Source organism: Pectobacterium sp. IFB5596 (assembly GCF_021432585.1).
In the GTDB taxonomy this organism is placed as follows: domain Bacteria; phylum Pseudomonadota; class Gammaproteobacteria; order Enterobacterales; family Enterobacteriaceae; genus Pectobacterium; species Pectobacterium punjabense.
The window spans coordinates 121,195-139,930 of record NZ_LXFY01000033.1; the positions used below are offsets into that span (position 1 = coordinate 121,195).

At 52.8% G+C, this 18,736-nt stretch carries 17 protein-coding genes and 3 tRNA genes; 7 read left to right on the forward strand and 13 right to left on the reverse strand.

What is annotated here, in order from left to right:
* Positions 1–98: 98 nt before the first annotated feature.
* The 6 genes from A6301_RS21375 to gcvT form a co-directional block, all read right to left on the reverse strand.
* On the reverse strand, positions 99–998 hold the full coding sequence (locus A6301_RS21375; protein WP_107167862.1) for a carbohydrate ABC transporter permease: 900 nt from the start codon (positions 996–998) through the stop codon (positions 99–101).
* Positions 988–1,860 (reverse strand): carbohydrate ABC transporter permease, encoded by an 873-nt coding sequence (locus tag A6301_RS21380; protein ID WP_205541045.1) that lies wholly within the window; start codon positions 1,858–1,860, stop codon positions 988–990. Before A6301_RS21380 ends, A6301_RS21375 begins: the two co-directional genes overlap by 11 nt.
* Before the next feature lie 173 nt (positions 1,861–2,033).
* Positions 2,034–2,696 (reverse strand): hypothetical protein, encoded by a 663-nt coding sequence (locus A6301_RS21385; protein ID WP_234258691.1) that lies wholly within the window; start codon positions 2,694–2,696, stop codon positions 2,034–2,036.
* 83 nt (positions 2,697–2,779) lie between these two features.
* Positions 2,780–5,650, reverse strand: coding sequence for an aminomethyl-transferring glycine dehydrogenase (gcvP, locus tag A6301_RS21390; RefSeq protein WP_234258692.1), 2,871 nt, complete (start codon positions 5,648–5,650; stop codon positions 2,780–2,782).
* A 103-nt stretch (positions 5,651–5,753) separates the two neighbouring features.
* Positions 5,754–6,146, reverse strand: a complete 393-nt coding sequence (gcvH, locus tag A6301_RS21395; RefSeq protein ID WP_107167865.1) for a glycine cleavage system protein GcvH — start codon at positions 6,144–6,146, stop codon at positions 5,754–5,756.
* Positions 6,147–6,271: 125 nt separating this feature from the next.
* The gene (gene gcvT / locus A6301_RS21400; protein ID WP_234258693.1) at positions 6,272–7,387 is read right to left on the reverse strand and encodes a glycine cleavage system aminomethyltransferase GcvT; all 1,116 of its coding nucleotides are present in this window, start codon (positions 7,385–7,387) and stop codon (positions 6,272–6,274) included.
* A gap of 560 nt (positions 7,388–7,947) precedes the next feature.
* Here gcvT and fucO point away from each other — a divergent pair.
* A complete protein-coding gene (gene fucO, locus A6301_RS21405; protein WP_234258694.1) occupies positions 7,948–9,099 on the forward strand; it encodes a lactaldehyde reductase in 1,152 nt (383 codons plus the stop codon).
* An 87-nt stretch (positions 9,100–9,186) separates the two neighbouring features.
* Here fucO and alsS read toward each other — a convergent pair whose 3' ends face one another.
* A complete protein-coding gene (gene alsS, locus A6301_RS21410) occupies positions 9,187–10,866 on the reverse strand; it encodes an acetolactate synthase AlsS (protein ID WP_234258695.1) in 1,680 nt (559 codons plus the stop codon).
* A 21-nt stretch (positions 10,867–10,887) separates the two neighbouring features.
* Positions 10,888–11,670: an acetolactate decarboxylase gene (budA, locus tag A6301_RS21415; RefSeq protein WP_234258696.1), complete on the reverse strand. Its 783-nt coding sequence runs from the start codon at positions 11,668–11,670 to the stop codon at positions 10,888–10,890.
* 130 nt (positions 11,671–11,800) lie between these two features.
* On the opposite strand from budA, the gene A6301_RS21420 reads away from it, so the two are divergent.
* Positions 11,801–12,703: a LysR family transcriptional regulator gene (locus A6301_RS21420; RefSeq protein WP_205541034.1), complete on the forward strand. Its 903-nt coding sequence runs from the start codon at positions 11,801–11,803 to the stop codon at positions 12,701–12,703.
* A 106-nt stretch (positions 12,704–12,809) separates the two neighbouring features.
* Positions 12,810–13,100: a DUF1435 domain-containing protein gene (locus tag A6301_RS21425; RefSeq protein ID WP_107167871.1), complete on the forward strand. Its 291-nt coding sequence runs from the start codon at positions 12,810–12,812 to the stop codon at positions 13,098–13,100.
* A gap of 100 nt (positions 13,101–13,200) precedes the next feature.
* On the opposite strand, the gene A6301_RS21430 is transcribed toward A6301_RS21425, so the two are convergent.
* The 4 genes from A6301_RS21430 to A6301_RS21445 all read right to left on the reverse strand — a co-directional run bounded on the left by A6301_RS21430 (position 13,201) and on the right by A6301_RS21445 (position 14,609).
* Positions 13,201–13,287: transfer RNA gene (locus tag A6301_RS21430), tRNA-Leu, on the reverse strand.
* A 61-nt stretch (positions 13,288–13,348) separates the two neighbouring features.
* Positions 13,349–13,435 (reverse strand) — tRNA-Leu (locus A6301_RS21435).
* Positions 13,436–13,513: 78 nt separating this feature from the next.
* Positions 13,514–13,600 (reverse strand) — tRNA-Leu (locus A6301_RS21440).
* A gap of 103 nt (positions 13,601–13,703) precedes the next feature.
* Positions 13,704–14,609, reverse strand: coding sequence for a LysR family transcriptional regulator (locus A6301_RS21445; protein WP_234258697.1), 906 nt, complete (start codon positions 14,607–14,609; stop codon positions 13,704–13,706).
* Positions 14,610–14,722: 113 nt separating this feature from the next.
* On the opposite strand from A6301_RS21445, the gene A6301_RS21450 reads away from it, so the two are divergent.
* A complete protein-coding gene (locus A6301_RS21450; RefSeq protein ID WP_205541029.1) occupies positions 14,723–15,715 on the forward strand; it encodes an aldo/keto reductase in 993 nt (330 codons plus the stop codon).
* Positions 15,716–15,719: 4 nt separating this feature from the next.
* Here A6301_RS21450 and rsmC read toward each other — a convergent pair whose 3' ends face one another.
* Positions 15,720–16,763 (reverse strand): 16S rRNA (guanine(1207)-N(2))-methyltransferase RsmC, encoded by a 1,044-nt coding sequence (gene rsmC, locus A6301_RS21455; RefSeq protein ID WP_107167874.1) that lies wholly within the window; start codon positions 16,761–16,763, stop codon positions 15,720–15,722.
* A 159-nt stretch (positions 16,764–16,922) separates the two neighbouring features.
* On the opposite strand from rsmC, the gene A6301_RS21460 reads away from it, so the two are divergent.
* From A6301_RS21460 to A6301_RS21470, 3 genes are all read left to right on the forward strand, one after another.
* Positions 16,923–17,354 (forward strand): DNA polymerase III subunit psi, encoded by a 432-nt coding sequence (locus tag A6301_RS21460; RefSeq protein WP_234258698.1) that lies wholly within the window; start codon positions 16,923–16,925, stop codon positions 17,352–17,354.
* On the forward strand, positions 17,305–17,748 hold the full coding sequence (gene rimI / locus A6301_RS21465) for a ribosomal protein S18-alanine N-acetyltransferase (RefSeq protein WP_234258699.1): 444 nt from the start codon (positions 17,305–17,307) through the stop codon (positions 17,746–17,748). Before A6301_RS21460 ends, rimI begins: the two co-directional genes overlap by 50 nt.
* A gap of 313 nt (positions 17,749–18,061) precedes the next feature.
* Positions 18,062–18,541 carry a discoidin domain-containing protein gene (locus A6301_RS21470; protein ID WP_107167878.1) on the forward strand — a complete coding sequence of 160 codons (480 nt, stop codon included), beginning with the start codon at positions 18,062–18,064 and terminating at the stop codon, positions 18,539–18,541.
* The last annotated feature ends 195 nt before the right edge of the window (positions 18,542–18,736 follow it).

An 18,736-nucleotide genomic window follows, 5' to 3' on the forward strand; every position in this document is an offset into this window, starting at 1 on the left:
CGAACATCGATCGTTTGAGAATCGAGATACGCGGAGCATGTCGCTCCTGATAAATAGAACTAAGTAACCTGTATTACCCGCATGGCCTTATCAGCGATTCACTTAATACCCGAGAAGCCGAAGCTGCTCAGGAACTGCTTCTGAAACACCACAAAAGCCACCATCAGCGGCAGGCACACCAGCAGCGTACCCGCGCAGATCAATCCCCACTGTCCACCAGACTCTGCGCCCATCGCGAACGACACCAGCCCGATGGTCAGCACCTGTTTGTCCGGGTCGTTGAGCACCATCAGCGGCCAGAGATATTCGTTCCAGTGGTAGGTAATGCTGACCGTGGCGAAGGCCAGAATCGACGGCCAGGTCATAGGAATCAGGACGTGAAACACCACTTGCCACCAGCGACAGCCTTCCATCAACGCGGCCTCTTCGATCTCTTTGGCAATATTGAGAAACGCCTGACGCATCAGAAACACGCCAAACGCTGAGGCGAAATACGGCATCATCACGCCAGTCAGGGTATTGAGCAGGCCGAGCTGCTTGAGCGTCATCATGTTTGGCACCATCATGACGACAGGCATGATCATCATTTGAATCAGCAGCAGGTAGAACAGCAGCGTTTTGCCACGGAATTCGTGGTAGGCGAAGATGTAGCCCGCCGTGGTGATCGTGACCAGCTGTACCAGAAACGTGCCAACGGCAAAGATCAGCGTGTTGGTGTAGAGTCGTAACCAGTCGGCGCTGTCCCACGCATCACGGAAGTTATCGAGCGTCAGCGGGAGACGCGGCAACAGCGAGGCCATGTCTACGCCAAAACTGCTGGTGCTGACAGAAGAAGACAGCATCCAGATAAACGGGCTGACCCACAGTAACGCGGCACAAATCAGCAACAGCGGCAGCGTAAACCGCGTCGTGATACGAAGAGGATTGGCCATGCTTCGGCTTTCAACGCGCTGACTTTTCACGCTCCGAACGTCAACGATCTGATTTTCAGCGCTCATAATGTGCCCCCTTCTCCAACACCTTCAGATTCATAATGGAAAAAGCAAACAGCAGCGCCAGCGTCAGGAAGGTAGCCGCAGAGGCTTTGCCCAGATCGTGCGTGTCATTCGCCAGATCCTGAATGTAATAAAGCAGCACAGTCGTGGCGTTATTCGGCCCGCCGCGCGTCATCACGGCGACGTGATCAATCTGAGTAATGGCGTAGATAAAAGCGATGGTCACCACAAAGGCGATGGTTGGCCGCAACAGCGGCAGCGTGACGTAGAAAAACACCTGACGCCGCGAAGCGCCCTCCATCAGCGCCGCCTCGCGTGCAGAAGCAGAAATGGCTTGCAGACCGGCGAGAAAAAACAGCATGTAATAACCCGCAAACTTCCAGATACCAATGACGCTCACCGCCACCAGCGCGCTGTCACTCATACCGAGATAGTTGTTGTTCATCGGGCCGAACACTTTCGCCAGAGAGTAATCCAGCAGTCCCAGTCCCGGCATAAAAATGAACAGCCACAGCGTCGCGGCGCTTACCAGCGGAATGATCATCGGAAAGAAGAAAGCAGTGCGCAGCCAGCGATTTACCCTCGTGTTTTCCCACAGCAGCACCGCCAGCAACAGCGCCAACAGCACGCCGGGCACGACCGTCATCAGGATATACAACACGTTGTTCAGCAATGCCTGCCAAAACACGGTGTCCTGCACCAAACGAACAAAATTATCTAACCCGACGAACAGCGGCGTATCGGCATTCAGCCGAGTGTCATACAGGCTGTCGATGACCGAACGCAGCAGGGGGAAATAGGTGAAGGCAAGCAAAAAAACCAGCGTCGGCAACAGCACAAGGTAGGGAAAGCATTTTGCACGCATAACTCTAGGGTCGCTCAGTGTGGAACACAGAGGCTTAACCCTAGAACGCCAGCGTGTCACTGGGGCGTCAGTTTAATGACAGTTTGTTTTCGGAAGTAAATAATTCGCTGGCTAATTTTTAATCTTAAAGATCGACGTGGAGATGTTCTCTCTTATTGTGAACGGATAAGCATTTATTCTATATCACTCCATGTGAACACATTTTTCATATTCAGGTAATTAAGCTTATTCATAAGCTTTATCTGACCACTTTTTTCTGTTTCTTTGTTATTTGAAATGATGAAAGGCACAATGTCTAAGTCCTTACCCAACTCATCGACGAGTATTCGTGCAGTAATATATTGACGAAGTAGTTGATGGGGTAAAAATAAATTTCCGTTTGCTCCAAATTTCTGTGAGTCTTTTACCTCACCAATATAGAGTGTTTTACGTGTTTCAATGACAATATCAATTTCCGTATTGCGGATATTATGAAATAAGCTCAGGGGAGCATTTTCTCGCTCAAGAGAATAATTATCCATTGTTTTAACACGTAAAAATTTTGGTTCCCCACCCATAAAGCTCAACACATTTTCCTGCAAATTTGGAAACAATCGTAAGAATCGCTCATAGAGAGCATCAATCTTGACAGTGTTTAAAGTAATATTTTTCCCAAAGATATAATCCCGATAGCCATACCAAAAAAGTTCGAGCCTGGCCTCTGAGCCATCATCGAAAGGAGCGCTATCGTCGCTATTATTCCCCATCAAATGTCTGATTAACTTATTATTTCGCAGATCAAAAAGATGACCGACCGTTGTCCAATTCTCGGTTCTGTTTTTTATTCCTAAAATCATCGCTATCCCTTTTATTCTTCTTCACTTTATTGGCCTCGCACGCGCTAAAACACATGCGAGACCAATATATCACGCCGAACTCGTTAATAGTCGCTCATCGGTACACATGAACAGAACAGATTACGGTCGCCGTAAACGTCGTCCAGACGCTTCACGCTCGGCCAGTATTTGTGTTCACTCCCCGCCGGGAAGACAGCCAGTTCGCGGCTGTACGGGTACACCCAGTCGGCTACCAGTTCCGCCTGCGTGTGCGGCGCGTTAACCAGCGGGTTGTCGTCCAGCGGCCACTCGCCCTGCACGACGCGGTTAATTTCGGCACGGATCGCCAGCATCGCATCAATAAAGCGATCGATCTCCACCTGACTTTCTGATTCCGTCGGTTCTACCATCAGCGTACCCGCCACCGGGAACGACATCGTCGGCGCATGGAAACCGTAGTCGATCAGGCGTTTGGCGATATCCATTTCGCTAATACCCGTGCTTTCCTTGAGTGGACGAATATCCAGAATGCATTCGTGCGCGACACGACCGTCACGGCCGGTATAAAGTACTGGATATGCCTGCTGCAAGCGCGTCGCGATATAGTTAGCGTTCAGGATCGCCATCTGGCTGGCCTGCTTCAGCCCTTCCGCCCCCATCATGCGGATGTACATCCAGCTAATCGGCAGGATAGAAGCGCTGCCGAACGGCGCCGCAGAGACAGCGCCCTGCTCCGTCAGCACACCATCAATTTTGACCACCTGATGACCCGGCACAAACGGTGCCAGATGCGCTTTCACGCAAATCGGCCCCATGCCCGGTCCGCCGCCGCCGTGCGGAATACAGAAGGTTTTATGCAGGTTCAGGTGCGATACGTCCGCGCCGATGTAGCCCGGCGTCGTAATCCCAACCTGGGCGTTCATATTCGCACCGTCCAGATACACCTGACCGCCGTACTGATGCACGATCTGGCACACTTCGCGAATCGTCTCTTCATAAACGCCGTGGGTAGACGGGTAGGTCACCATGATGCAGGACAGCTGTTCGCCCGCAGCCTGCGCTTTCTCACGCAGATCGTGCAGGTCGATATTGCCCTGCTTGTCGCAGGCTACCACCACGACCTCCATTCCCGCCATCTGCGCCGATGCAGGATTAGTTCCGTGCGCGGAGCTAGGAATCAGACAGAGATGACGACCCGCCTCATTGCGGCTTTCATGATAGCGACGGATCGCCAACAGCCCCGCGTACTCGCCCTGCGCACCAGAATTGGGCTGCATGCAAATCGCGTCATAGCCGGTCAGTTGCATCAGCCAGCCCGATAGCTGTTCGATCATCTGGCGATAGCCCAGCGCCTGTTCCGTCGGGCAGAATGGATGTAGCTCGGCAAATTCTGGCCAGGTAATCGGCAGCATTTCCGCCGCCGCGTTGAGCTTCATGGTGCAAGAACCGAGCGGGATCATCGCCTGATTCAGTGCCAGATCCTTACGCGCCAGACGGTGCAGGTAGCGCATCATCTCGGTTTCACTGTGATAGCGGTTGAACACCGGATGCGACAGGATCGCGTCGTGGCGCACCAGCCCAGCGGGGATCGTTGCCGCTTTCTGGCCGATGGCCGCATCGAGCGCGTCGATATCCAACCCGTGATCGTCGCCTAACAGCACCGCGAACAGCGCCTGCACGTCTTCACGCGTGGTCGCTTCATCCAGCGTAATGCCCACGGCACTCGCCAAATCGCTGCGCAGATTGATGCCAAAACTTAATGCGCGGCTCAGCACCGCGTCCTTATCCGCCACCTCAATGGTCAGCGTGTCAAACCAGCTGCGATGGCGCAGAAGTAGTCCGCCCTGCGTTAACCCTGCTGCCAGAATATCGGTCAGACGATGGATGCGCCCCGCAATACGTTTGAGCCCTTCCGGCCCGTGGAATACCGCATACATCCCTGCGATGTTGGCCAGCAACACCTGCGAAGTACAAATATTCGAGTTCGCCTTCTCGCGGCGAATATGCTGCTCACGTGTCTGCATCGCCATGCGCAGCGCGGTATTGCCCGCCGCATCACGCGACACGCCGATGATACGTCCCGGCATGGCACGTTTATGTTCATCACGACAGGCAAAGAACGCCGCGTGTGGGCCGCCGTAACCCATCGGCACGCCGAAACGCTGTGCGGAACCGAAAACGATATCCGCGCCCTGCTTGCCCGGCGCAGTTAGCAATACTAGCGCCATGATGTCCGACGCCACACAGCTAACGACCTTACGCGCTTTCAGTGCGGCCATCAGGTCGCTGTAATCGTGCAGTTCGCCCGTTGTCCCCGCCTGTTGCAGCAGTACGCCGAACACCGCATCGTCTTTCAGTGCCTCTTCAGCCTTGCCGACCACAATCTCAAAGCCGAAGGTTTCCGCGCGGGTACGCACGACGTCCAGCGTTTGCGGATGCACGTCGTCGGCGACGAAGAAACGTTCAGCCTGCTTGAGTTTGCTGATACGTTTTGCCATCGCCATCGCTTCCGCCGCAGCAGTGGCTTCATCCAGCAGCGAAGCAGAGGCCAAGTCCAGACCGGTTAAATCCTGCGTGACCTGCTGGAAATTCAGCAGCGCTTCAAGACGCCCCTGAGAGACTTCCGGCTGATACGGCGTATAGGCGGTGTACCAGCCAGGGTTTTCCAGCAGGTTGCGTAAAATCACCGGCGGCATCAGCACCGCACTGTAGCCCATACCGATGTAACTTTTATAACGTTGATTGCGTCCTGCAATGGCCTTCAGCTCAGCTAGCGCCTCATGTTCCGTCACCGCCTCTCCCACCGCTGGCGGGCCAGGCAGTTGAATGTCCACCGGGACAATCTGGCGAATCAACGCATCCAGCGATGTCGCCCCCACCACCGACAGCATGTGCTGCTGTTGACTGACGGAAGGACCGATATGGCGCTCGATAAACGCGCCGTCATGTTCGAGTTGACTGAGTGTCTGGGTCATTACAGCAATTTCCTGCATCAATCGTGATAGATCGTTGCCGCGCTGAAATACGACGCGGGCGAATAAAATAAAACGCCCCAGCACAGAGGCTGGGGCGCGTTCACTACTCGTCTTCTTCTAACGACGCCTGATAGCCTTCGGCATCAAGCAATTCATCCAAATCAGACTCATCAGAAATTCTGATACGGAACAGCCAGCCGTCGGTATAAGGCGCGCTGTTGACCAGCTCAGGGGAGCTTTCCAGGTCTTCGTTAACTTCCACGATCTCACCGCTGATGGGCGCATAAATATCCGACGCCGCTTTTACCGACTCCGCCACTGCGCAGTCATCGCCTGCGGCGACCACCGTGCCTACTTCAGGTAAATCGATAAACACCATGTCACCCAAAAGCTCCTGTGCGTGTTCGGTAATACCCACGCTGTAGATACCGCCGCCCTCGTGCAGCACCCATTCGTGCGACGTGGTGTATTTTAATTCTGCTGGTACATTGCTCATTGCATCCCCTTTCCTAAAGTCGTTAATCCTGTATACCCGTCATACTTCAAGCTGCTTGTGCGTTAGCTGCCTTCACGCAACTCGAATTATTTAGGGTATGGCTTATTGTGATAAGCACGCGGCTATTAATACTGAACGATGGCTTTTCCGGCACGGACAAAGCCGGGCTTGGTCACGCGTACGGGCAGTTCGCGGTTACGAATCTGCACGATAGCCTGTTCACCAATCCCCACCGGAACACGCGCCAGCGCGATGCTCACGCCAAGCGTCGGTGAGAACGATCCGCTGGTGATGACCCCTTCGCGCATCACACCATCACTATCAGTAAAGCGCACAGGTAAATCATTGCGCAATACGCCTTTTTCCGTCAGCACTAAACCAACCAGTTGCTCGGTGCCTTTTTCGCGCTGATGCGTTAACGCCTCACGCCCGATAAACTGACGCTCTTCCGGCTGCCAGGCGATTGTCCAGCCCATATTGGCCGCCAGCGGCGAAATGCCTTCATCCATATCCTGACCGTACAGGTTCATCCCCGCTTCCAGCCGCAGCGTATCGCGCGCGCCCAGCCCGCAGGGCTTCACGCCAAGCATCAGTAGTTGCTGCCAGAAATCGACCACCTGCACATTCGGCAATGCAATCTCATAACCGGCTTCGCCCGTATATCCCGTCGTGGCAACGAAGAAGTCCCCTGCCTGCCTGCCAAAAAACGGCTTCATGCTGGCAACCGCAGCCACATCTTCATCACTCAGGCCTTTTGCTCTCAGGAGGCCTTGAACTTTTTCTTGCGCCAGTGGACCTTGTACCGCAACCAGCGCCAGATCGTCGCGCTCGCGAATGTCGACACCGAACGGAGCCGCGTGCTGCTCGATCCAGGCGAGATCTTTTTCACGCGTCGCGGAGTTCACCACCAGACGGAAATCGTCTTCCGTCAGAAAATAAACGATCAGATCGTCGATCACGCCGCCGGAGGCATTCAGCATGCCGGTATAAAGTGCCTTACCTGGCTGTGTGAGTTTGGCGACATCATTCGCCAGCAGATAGCGCAAGAACTCACGCGTTCTCGCGCCGTGTAAATCGACGATGGTCATGTGGGAGACATCAAAAATGCCCGCATCCCGACGCACAATATGGTGCTCATCCAGTTGGGAGCCGTAATGCAGTGGCATCATCCAGCCATGAAAATCAACCATTTTGGCGCCATCGGCCAGATGTTGTTGGTACAACGGGGTCTGCTTTGCCATTCCTCATCCCTCTTCAGCGCATGCGTCCAGGCGATAAAACACACTGCGCAAACGATATCTTCTGACTGAACTTACCACCGAAGCGCGGGTTAAACCACACTCTTATCCATAAGATAAATTATATAGAAAGCAAAGAAAGCCGAGCCACTCACAAAAAACAAAGCAGTGTAATATGCTTAATAATCGATGAAATTAAGCATGTAAATTATTTAAATGCGCACATAAAACAGATTAATGACATTAAAACTGGCTAACTCAGGGAATACCACCCAAATAAAAACCCTATTCGGATTAGATAATATAATGATAAAAACAAGCTTAAATTAGATTTTTTCAATCAAAACCCAACGATAAATCCCAGCCTGACTCCCGCCATTACACTGCCATCATCACGATTCTGTGAGCCACTTCTCAGGCGTCTTTACCTCCGTGCCAGCGTACAAGACGACATGGCAGCAGACGGAAGGCGCTCGCAGAGTGTTTTTTCCACACTAATAACAAGGAATTGCACAACATACATTTTTAGGTTTATCAAAATTAACGTTAAACAGGAGCACACAATGGCTAACAGAATGATTCTTAACGAAACATCCTATTTTGGCACAGGCGCCATCGCTCAGATTGTCGATGAAGTGAGGAGAAGAGGGTTCAGGAAGGCCTTGTTGGTGACGGACAAGGATTTGGTTAAATTTGGCGTCGCTGCCAAAGTTACAGCAAAACTGGATGCGGCAGGGTTACCCTACGATATTTACGATGAGGTGATTCCCAACCCCACCATTCGCGTAGTGAAAAGCGGCATCGAGCGTTTCAAGTCATCCCAGGCCGATTACCTGATCGCGATTGGCGGCGGCTCACCGCAGGACACCTGCAAAGCCATCGGTATTATTATCAATAACCCTGAATTTGGAGATGTCCGTAGCCTCGAAGGCGTTGCCGCCACCCGACGCCCTGCCGTACCGATTATCGCTATCCCGACCACCTCCGGCACGGCCGCCGAGGTTACGATCAACTACGTGATCACCGACGAAGAAAAACGCCGCAAATTCGTGTGTGTCGACCCACATGACATTCCGATTGTCGCCATCGTCGATCCCGACATGATGATGAGCATGCCTGCTTCGTTGAAAGCTGCCACGGGGATTGACGCTCTGACACACGCCATTGAAGGTTTCACCACCAAAGCCGCCTGGGAACTGACCGATACACTGCACCTGAAAGCCATTGAAATTATCAGCCGTTCACTGCGCGATTCCGTTGCCGGGAAGCCGAAAGGCGTGGAAGAGATGGCGCTGGGGCAATACATCGCTGGTATGGGTTTTTCAAACGTTGGGCTTGGGCTGGTACACGGTATGGCGCACCCGCTCGGCGCGTTCTACAACACCCCGCACGGTGTCGCTAATGCGATCCTGCTGCCGCATATTATGGCCTATAACGCCGATTATACCGGTGAAAAATTCCGGGATATCGCCATTGCGATGGGGGTAAAAAGCGCGGCAGATATGCCCATCACTCAGGCGCGAGAAGCCGCGATTAATGCGGTGCGGCAGCTTTCTCACGATGTAGATATCCCACCCAGACTGCGCGATGTCGGGGTGAGAGAAGAGGATATTCCAGCGCTGGCACAGGCCGCCTTTGACGATGTTTGTACCGGCGGTAACCCACGCGATGCGAACATCGACGACATCAACGCGCTGTATCGATCTATTTATTGAGGAGTTACAGCCGTTTATTAGCGCATGACAACAAGGCTCTGTTTTGTGCCCGCTATCGTTATTATGCGGGCACAACATTTACACACGCTAAATCAGCACACTGATATTCAGATTCTCCATCAGCCAGTGGTTGTCGGAATAATCAACTGGGATGGCAATCACCGCGGGGCCGTCAACGTCCATTGCCTGACGGAGCTTGCTGACCAGTTCATCAGCAGATTCTACCGCAAACCCTTTCGCGCCAAACGCTTCCGCATAGGCTTTGAAATCAATCGGCCCGAACGCTACGCCCGCCGGGCGATGGTATTTATGCAACTGCTGGATTTCTACCATGTTGTAGCCGTTATCCACCCAGATGATATGCAGGAGATTGCTTTTCAGGCGCACCGCCGTTTCCAACTCCATACTGGATTGCATAAACCCGCCGTCGCCAGAAACGGACACCACTTTTTTGTCGGGTTGCACCAGCGATACGGCTATCGCCCACGGTAGCGCCACGCCCATGGTCTGCTGACCGTTAGTCATCAGAATCTGTCGCGCCCGGAAGCTATACAGGTAACGCGCTAACCAGATATGGAAACTCCCCATATCCACACACAGCGTGACATCCTCATTCACGATATCCTGCATCGCCCGCACGAGACGCAGCGGGTGGATCGCAAATCCTGACATGTTGATAGCACGCGTACTGAGATCGTGCCGCTGACGCTGCCGATCCTGCAATACGGACTGTGTATCAGCAGACAAAATAAACGATTCACTGATACACGCATTCAACGAATCCACCGTCATCGCGATATTCCCGATCAGTTCGATATCAGGCCGGTAGGCGCTGTCGATCTCCGCTTGTAGCACATCGATATGGATCAGCGTCGCTTTGCCGTTATTCCACAAAACGGGATCATACTCAATCGGGCTATAGCCCACGGTGACAATCACGTCCGCCCGCTGTAGCAGCTTGTCACCAGCCTGATTGTTGAATAGTCCGACACGTCCAGCAAAATGGCTAAATTGTTGCTGATCGATCACACCAGCAGCCTGATACGTGCTGGTAACCGGCAACTGGCTGTGGTGCAAAAAACGACGCAGCGCTTGCGTATTTTCCTGCTGGCTCGCCATTAATCCGAGCAGCAGCACCGGATTTTTAGCCTGCTTCAGCCGCTTGGCGGCTTCAGCAATGTCACTCTGAGGCGCACCGTTTAATAGCGGTAAATGCGGGCAGGCCAATACCGGGCTAATAGCCGGTTCGTTGACGATATCCTGCGGCAGGCTGACAAACGCCGCCCCCGGACGCCCACTTTCCGCAGCCCGGAAAGCATTCGCTAACACTTCGGATATGGCAGAAGAGGCGGTGATTTCTGCACTGAATTTACTGACCGGCTGAAACAAGCTGACCGTATCCAGACTCTGGTGCGTCAGCTTAAGTTTATCTGCCCGTTTAACCGCACCGCCCAACGCCACGACGGCATCCCCTTCTGCGGTTGCCGTCGCTAGCCCGGTCACCAGATTGGAACAGCCGGGGCCGGATGTCACCAGCGTCACGCCGGCTTTCCCTGTCAGGCGCCCTATCGCCGCCGCCATAAATGCGCCGTTCGCTTCATGCCGCACAGGGATCGTTTGAATCGTCGAATCTTCCAGCTCATCAAACACGCGATCAATTTTTGCGCCGGGAATACCAAAAATATGCTTCACGCCCTGCGCTTCCAGGTGTTTTACCACCAGCTCTGCTCCGCTATGCCAGCGCTGTGGTTCCGTTGACTTTTCCATAACATAACTCCGATGAAATGACTAACTCTCTACTGACTGGATGACGCTATTGAGGTTTTCTGATGACAGATCGGCATTGAGAAACTCCCGATCCTGAGGCAAGTCGATGATCAATTTGGCAATCGCGCCAAACGTCAGCGTGCCATTTTCAACGTCATAATTCAGAATATGGCCGCCGCCTTGGCGATCGTCGGTAATGAAGTGTTCGTGGTAGCCCGCAACGTTAATGCCCTGGGTATAAGCTGGGCTACGAAATCCAATAACGCTGCCGCTACGGTGTTCAAAATGAAACGTCGGTTGCCCTTCAATGGCCTCCTGCATCGGTTTATAAGGCCGACACTGCCGAGGCACAGTACGCGTTTCAACGCAGCGGAAACGCCCATCAATCCGTAGCGCGCAGAACAGATTGTCTGTTCCCACGATCCTATCGATCTGGCGATGAACTTCTTCACGTGAGGTCCAGCGATCAAAATGGATCGTTTCCGTCGGATGAAAGAACGTCATGACTGCAAATGGCGTTTTCTGCTCCGGCTGCGCCGCCCGTGCACTGCCGTCAGATAACAATTGGAAAATCTGGCTGTTTAACGCAACGAGTTCCCCATCCAAACTGTTAAATGTTCCTAATCCAAAGTCACCATGTTCCAGTAATTCCGTCATTGTTCGGCTACCTTCGTACACGCCATTTATTAGTCCACTCATTAGTGAAGTTTGATAAATAACGCTGTCTACATGCTGACCGCGGAAGTCACAAGCATAGCTAGCAAAGGCTTCTTCACAGGATTGTTCATCGATACACGTTTTCATACATTCCTTCTCACTGCGCCAATTACTTAAAAATTACTAATCTTTAGATAAAGATTGACGCGAGAGAGGACAAAATTCCAATATGCAATGAAGGTCATTTCAAGATCGGGAACATATTGGAGCTACGTGAATGGAACTACGATATCTGCGCTATTTTGTCGCCGTTGCACAAGCGCGACATTTCACGCGGGCGGCGGAGAATCTGGGGATGTCACAGCCGCCTCTCAGCCAGCAGATCAAGAAATTCGAACAGGAGATCGGTACACCACTGTTCAAACGACTGACGCGCGGTGTAGAAATGACAGAGGCGGGGCAAGCATTGTATGAGGATGCATGCCAAATTCTTCAACTCACCGATTCGGCCATCGCACGGACGAGAAGTATTGCACGAGGTGAGACGGGGAGCCTGAAAGTAGGTTTTTCACCGTCGGCCATGTTCCACCCCACCGTGCTTGCACTGCTGCATCGCTACTGCCAGCAACATCCACACGTTCAACCACTACCGAAGGAAGAAAATCCGGCGACGCTTATTACCTCATTACAAGAACGCCATATCGACATCGCATTTCTGCGCTTACCTTGCGATCTCAGTGATGAGATTAACGGGGAAATTTTGGCCGAAGAGCCAATGAAATTGGTGCTGCCCGCTGAACATGCGCTTAGCCATAAAATGCAGGTTTCGCTAAGCGAATTGCGTCAGGAGCCGCTGATTATTTTCCCGCGCGAGGTTTGTCCGGGGCTGCACGATATGATTATTCGTACCTGCTACCTGTCAGGCTATGGTCCCAGACCCAGCCCCTTTGCCCCACAGTTGACGGCGACCATTGGGATGGTCGCTGCGGGCTTCGGTATTACTCTTGTACCAGAATCACTCGCCTGTATTAAGGCCGATAATGTGACCTATCATGATATCGGCATGCCCAAAATCCATACACAAATTGCGGCTATCTGGCGTAAGCATGAACGATCGGCCGTGATCGTGAATCTGATCCACCTGATTCGCCAACATCTGAACAATCAGCATCCCGATTAATGCGGTTATGTAGAAAATTCCGGCCATCTCCCCGTCAAAAAGCTAGTAATTGATATAAATTCTTATATGATATTAGTTATCATTATCACTTTTGCCGGGTGGAAAAATGCTAACAGCAATGATCACAGCCTGCGGGCTATGGGGGGTGAGCTGGTGTATGGGGAAACATCTGTCTAGCGCCTGGGGCGTGCTGTTGCCCTGTGCCATTATGCCGCTACTCGCACTGCTCAATCTGAACCTGACACACTTAAAAGTGATTATCGCCATCGCCCTGTTGGCGACGCTTGTCATGCTGTTCCATCAACGTTTGCGTCACTATTTACTCCTGCCATCCTGCATTGCGCTGGCTGGCGGTTTGGCGGCGCTGTCCGTTATGTTTAATCTAACGACGCTATAAAAACCATGAATGACAAACAAACGCAGAAAGCGCTATAGCTAAAAACGGGATAATAGAGAATAAACAGAGAAGAACATCAGGAAGATACAGAGGCGTTCGGTGGTGCGAAGAGAGGGACTTGAACCCTCACGTCCGTAAGGACACTAACACCTGAAGCTAGCGCGTCTACCAATTCCGCCACCTTCGCACTGAGAACGTTGCTTGTCTTATGCAGTAAATTCATCTCATGTAATACATTTATCACGACATGGTGCGAAGAGAGGGACTTGAACCCTCACGTCCGTAAGAACACTAACACCTGAAGCTAGCGCGTCTACCAATTCCGCCACCTTCGCAACGCTGTCATGCAATTTTTACTATGCGATACTGATTTACTGCTTCGGTTCGACAAACCAGAACCGTTGTAGTGATGTTGGTGCGAAGAGAGGGACTTGAACCCTCACGTCCGTAAGAACACTAACACCTGAAGCTAGCGCGTCTACCAATTCCGCCACCTTCGCAACACTGCTTTACGCAATATCACTACGGGGGCGAATTCTAGAGGTTTTCGCGTTCACGTCAATGATTATTTCCTCGGGAATGCGGGGTTTGCTGTAAAAATCATCATCTATCCACGGCGTTGCGCGTAAAGAGTTCATCAAGCCATTCAATAAACACCCGAATCCGTGGCGCAAGAAAGCGGCCAGGCGCATACATCACATAAAGCGGCATCGCGGGCGGTGGCGTCTCCGGCAAGATCTCCACCAGTTCTCCGCTTTCCAGAAGTGAGCTTAAGCCGCGATGCGGAGCCTGAATAATCCCCAATCCCGCGCGTGCGCCTGCAATGTAGGCATCAGCACCGTTTATCTGTAACGTGCCGGGAAGCATACGCGTAATCCGCTCGCCTCCCGACATGAATTCCAACGGATAAAGATATTCGGTACGCAGAGAGAAATAGCCCACCATGTGATGCCCTGACAGCTCATCAAGCGAGCGTGGCACGCCGTAACGCGCCAGATAGCCGGCCGACGCACAGGTGACCTGCGGCATGGACGGCAAATGGCGGGTCGCCAGCGTCTCGTCCTCCGTCTGCCAGGCACGCAGTACGCAGTCAACACCTTCACGCAGCACGTTAATCGCCGCATCATTGGCACTCAGCATTAGCGTCACCTGCGGATAGCGCGCATAGAACTCGCCCAATGCTGGAACCACAATTTCACGCGCCAGCGAGTGCGGCATATCCACCCGTACTTTGCCTACCGGCAGTTGCTTTTGCTGCGTGAACAGCGTGTCGATTTCTTCAATTTCCACGAGCAATTGCAGGCAACGTTCATAATAAACGCGTCCTTCATCGGTAATCTGCACCTGACGGGTCGTGCGTTGCAGCAAACGTACCCCTAGCCGCCCTTCAAGCTGTTTAATGGTGTTGCTCACCGTCGCACGCGGCAGCGCCAGCCGCTCCGCTGCACGGCTGAAACTGCCCAGTTCGACAATTCGCACAAAAACCCGCATCGCTTGAATATGATCCATCACCGCCACCATTGTTAGTTATTTTTGAATAGTGTTGCATAAAAAGCGCTATTTATCTTTTTCAGATAAACAACCAGACTGCTCTCACTGCCAACGAGATGAGGAAGATGACAATGCAACAGCGCAAATTAGGAGCAAATGGTCCGCAGGTTTCAGCCATTGGGCTAGGTTGCATGGGGATGAGTGATTTTTACTCAACCGCGCAAGATGAAAAAGAGTCCATCGCCACGTTGCATCGTGCGCTGGAACTGGGCGTCACCCTGCTGGATACCGCCGATATGTATGGCCCTCATACCAATGAACTGCTGCTGGGCAAAGCGATAAAAGGCAAGCGCGAACAGGTCTTTTTGGCAACCAAATTTGGCATCGTACGCGATCCGGCAAATCCCCACGCACGCGGTGTCTGCGGTAAGCCGGACTATATTCGTCGTGCGGTAGAAGGCAGCCTGACGCGGCTCGGTACGGACGTTATCGATCTTTACTATCAACATCGTATCGATCCAACCGTGCCGATTGAAGAGACGGTCGGCGCGCTGGCCGAGCTGGTTAAGGAAGGTAAAATTCGCTACATCGGCCTGAGTGAAGCCTCTGTCACCACGCTGGAGCGCGCACATCGCGTACACCCCATTACGGCGTTACAGAGCGAATATTCACTGTGGACGCGCGATATGGAAGCTGAGATTCTGCCGACCTGTGAGCGTTTGGGCATCGGCTTTGTGCCTTATAGCCCGCTCGGGCGCGGCTTTCTGACGGGCGCAATCCGTAGCCCGGACGATTTGGCTGTCGACGATTTCCGTCGCACCAATCCACGTTTCTCTGAGGAAAACTTCGGGAAAAACCTGCAACTGGTAGAGAAAATTAACCAACTAGCGCAGGAAAAACAGGTCACGCCCTCACAGCTGGCACTGGCATGGGTACTGGCGCAGGGCGAACATATCGTGCCAATTCCGGGCACCAAACGCCGTCGTTATCTGGAAGAAAACGTTGCGGCGCTGGATGTCACACTAACGAAAGAAGAACTGGCCGCTATTGATGCCATCTTCCCGCCCGATGCCGCAGCAGGTGAACGCTACGGCAAGGAGAGTATGGCAGCCCTGAATCAGTAGGTTTTTATCGACGGCCTTTACCTGTACGCGGCGGACGACCCACGGTGGCCTGATACACCTTGAAGCGCCCGGTCTGCGCCAGCACTTCATGGCTGCCAAATGCAGCATCTAACAGCGCCGGATAAGGCAGGAAGGCGTTAGCGACGATGCGCAGTTGTCCACCAATTGGTAGATGGGTCACCGCACCACGAATCAGCATTTCCGCGGCTTGCAGGCTGGTTTGTAAGCCGTCGTGGAATGGCGGATTGGACACGATCATATCGAAGCGGCCATTGATGTCTGAATAGACATTACTCGCAATCACACTGCCTTCCAGCGCGTTCGCTGCCAGCGTAGCCTTACTGGACTCCACCGCCGCAGCGCTGACATCGCTCAGCGTCAGGCGGATTTTCGGTGACTGCTTCGCCAGCACCGATGCCAACACGCCAGCACCGCAGGCGATATCCAGCACTTTACCTTTCATGTGCGGTTCAAACGTAGACAGCAGCAGTCGGCTACCTGGGTCCAGGTCATCACGACTGAAGACGCCCGGAAGCGTTTTAACAGTAACGCCGTCCGTCACATACTCATCCCACCACTCATCCAGCGTGAAGTTGGCCTGCTTATCAATCCGACCGTGGTAAAGCCCGCAGCGGCGCGCGCTGTCGATTTTTACCAGTTCAACAAAGTCAGACAGCACAGTTTCAGCACTGCGTACGCCGCTGCGGTTTTCTCCAACCACGAAGATCTCCGCGCCGACAGGCAGCAAGGACAACAGATTACGCAGTTGGAATTCCGCTTCCTGTTTGCTTTTCGGCCAGTAATAAATCAGCGTGTCGCTATCCGCCACCAGCGCCGCATCCGCCACCAGACCGAATTGCGCATTCTCTCCAAGCGGCTTTGTCATCTGCTGCCAGTGGTGATATTGGTTGCAATGGACACGCACCGACGCCGCCTCAAATTGCGCGGGCAGGGTATCCTGCAAATCACCGGCAAACAAAACGCGGCGTGAAAGAAATTCGTCACTATGGCGCAGTATAACTTCACTGGCGGGGGTTAATGCGGACATCAGGCTACAGCTCCTTAATCATTGAACGGGGGATTATATACACTTCGTCCCCGAAGTTGCAGAGCGGAGAGGAAATAACCGCGCCGACATTGGCGCAGCCTGACGGGGTTTGCTAGCATAGGCACGAATTATTTTCTCGCCCGCCAGACAGGACAACGCATGGAATCAAGACGTGACAGGCTGCTACAGCAACTGGGGATTACGCAGTGGACGCTGCGTCGCCCGACAGTGCTGCAAGGCGAAATCGCCGTCAGTCTACCCGACCAGGTGCGTCTGGTGATCGTCTCTGCCGAGCCGCTGGCTGATGATGAACCGCTGCTGGCCGACGTTTTGCATAGTCTGGCGTTGACGCCTGCGCAAGCCTATCGCCTGACGCCGCAGCAGATCGAGATGCTGCCCGCCGACGCACACTGCCATAGCTGGCGGCTGGGCATCGCAGAGCCCATTGCGCTACAGGGCGTTCAGCTTTCCAGCCCTCTGCTTTCCGAACTTCATCAAAATGCCGACGCTAAACGGGCGTTATGGCAACAGATCTGTGAACATGAACACGATATCTTCTCTGACGCCAGCCGACCTGGCACAAGCCTTTAAAATTGAACAAGCCAGTCACACCTTTCCCTGGACGGAAAAAACGTTTGTCAGCAATCAGGGTGAACGTTATGTCAACCTGAAGCTGAGCCATGACGGGCAACTTGCCGCTTACGCCATCACGCAAGTCGTGTTGGATGAAGCGACACTGTTCAATATCGCCGTGCACCCCGACCATCAACGTCAGGGTTTCGGTCGTCAGTTATTGGAACACTTGATCGATGAGATGGAGCGGCGTGGCATTTTGACGCTGTGGCTGGAAGTGCGCGAATCAAACACTCGAGCCATCGCGCTGTATGAAAGTCTGGGCTTTAACGAAGTCTCAGTGCGCCGCGATTATTACCCCACGGCACAAGGCCGGGAAGATGCCATTCTTATGGCGCTGCCACTCGGTTAACATCTTTATCTATACTCTAAATAATTCGAGTTTCAGGAAGGCGGCAAGAGAAGGAATCCCGATGAGCTTACTCAGGTAAGTGATTCGGGTGACTGAACGCGGCCAACGCACATGCAACTTGAAGTATGACGAGTATACGGCGGATGCCATAATGTGAACCCCGTCCCGCTCTGGTTTTTTTTCCGACAAAAAAATCCCCGCAACGTGATCGTCATAAATAAAACCTTGTTTCTTTTTTATCACAATAAGGTTCCATTTCATGTTTCTGGTTTGCAGGCATGCCATGGTTTATCCGTTATCTACGAGGACTACTATGAAAAAATACACTCTGGCTACGACGCTCCTGTGCGGCTTATTCTCTCTTTCCGCTTATGCGGTACAAGTCACGGCGGTTACGGCCTCCGCTTACGATTCAGACAAGGGCCACAAGCCTGCCAACATTGCCGATGGCGACGTAAAAACGCGCTGGGCGGCAAATGGTGAGAGCTGGGTTCAGTTAGAACTGGATAAAGAACAATCCGTTGAGAACTTTGTGCTGGTTCCTTTCAAAGCAGACGAGCGCAAACTGAAATTCTCCGTTTCCTACTCTACTGATGGGAAAAGCTGGCAAAAACTGGCTGACAATCTGGTTACCTCTAACAACGCCAAAGACGGCGAGAAATTCACGTTCCCTGCCGTTAAAGCCAAATTCTTCAAGCTGGATACGTTTGGCACCGATGTGAACAAGTGGAGCGCCATCAACGAGATCAGCTTTAACAGCGCTGCGCAGGTTCCAGCCCAGGCTATTAAGTAACGTGTTGGAAGGGTCTGGCGCGTAGACCAACCCATCTCTATTTCGTTAAACCTCACCACGCCTGAATCGATTACCGGGCGTGGTGCATTCCAACCTTAACCTCCCACCTCGCTCCTTTGGTAGCGTTATCCACATTTTCCTTATCGTTGAAATAAAAATCATTCTCAACTAAGATGCGCCTGAAATTTGACCTCC

Bases quoted from the DNA above. Each gene is read 5' to 3' on its own strand.
- budA (WP_234258696.1), bottom strand. From the start codon at position 11,670: ATGAAAACGTGTATCGATGAACAATCCTGTGAAGAAGCCTTTGCTAGC.
- rimI (WP_234258699.1), top strand. From the start codon at position 17,305: ATGAACACGATATCTTCTCTGACGCCAGCCGACCTGGCACAAGCCTTT.
- fucO (WP_234258694.1), top strand. From the start codon at position 7,948: ATGGCTAACAGAATGATTCTTAACGAAACATCCTATTTTGGCACAGGC.
- A6301_RS21450 (WP_205541029.1), top strand. From the start codon at position 14,723: ATGCAACAGCGCAAATTAGGAGCAAATGGTCCGCAGGTTTCAGCCATT.
- rsmC (WP_107167874.1), bottom strand. From the start codon at position 16,763: ATGTCCGCATTAACCCCCGCCAGTGAAGTTATACTGCGCCATAGTGAC.
- A6301_RS21385 (WP_234258691.1), bottom strand. From the start codon at position 2,696: ATGATTTTAGGAATAAAAAACAGAACCGAGAATTGGACAACGGTCGGT.
- A6301_RS21470 (WP_107167878.1), top strand. From the start codon at position 18,062: ATGAAAAAATACACTCTGGCTACGACGCTCCTGTGCGGCTTATTCTCT.
- gcvT (WP_234258693.1), bottom strand. From the start codon at position 7,387: ATGGCAAAGCAGACCCCGTTGTACCAACAACATCTGGCCGATGGCGCC.
- A6301_RS21460 (WP_234258698.1), top strand. From the start codon at position 16,923: ATGGAATCAAGACGTGACAGGCTGCTACAGCAACTGGGGATTACGCAG.
- A6301_RS21420 (WP_205541034.1), top strand. From the start codon at position 11,801: ATGGAACTACGATATCTGCGCTATTTTGTCGCCGTTGCACAAGCGCGA.
- A6301_RS21380 (WP_205541045.1), bottom strand. From the start codon at position 1,860: ATGCGTGCAAAATGCTTTCCCTACCTTGTGCTGTTGCCGACGCTGGTT.
- A6301_RS21375 (WP_107167862.1), bottom strand. From the start codon at position 998: ATGAGCGCTGAAAATCAGATCGTTGACGTTCGGAGCGTGAAAAGTCAG.
- A6301_RS21425 (WP_107167871.1), top strand. From the start codon at position 12,810: ATGCTAACAGCAATGATCACAGCCTGCGGGCTATGGGGGGTGAGCTGG.
- alsS (WP_234258695.1), bottom strand. From the start codon at position 10,866: ATGGAAAAGTCAACGGAACCACAGCGCTGGCATAGCGGAGCAGAGCTG.
- A6301_RS21445 (WP_234258697.1), bottom strand. From the start codon at position 14,609: ATGGATCATATTCAAGCGATGCGGGTTTTTGTGCGAATTGTCGAACTG.
- gcvP (WP_234258692.1), bottom strand. From the start codon at position 5,650: ATGACCCAGACACTCAGTCAACTCGAACATGACGGCGCGTTTATCGAG.
- gcvH (WP_107167865.1), bottom strand. From the start codon at position 6,146: ATGAGCAATGTACCAGCAGAATTAAAATACACCACGTCGCACGAATGG.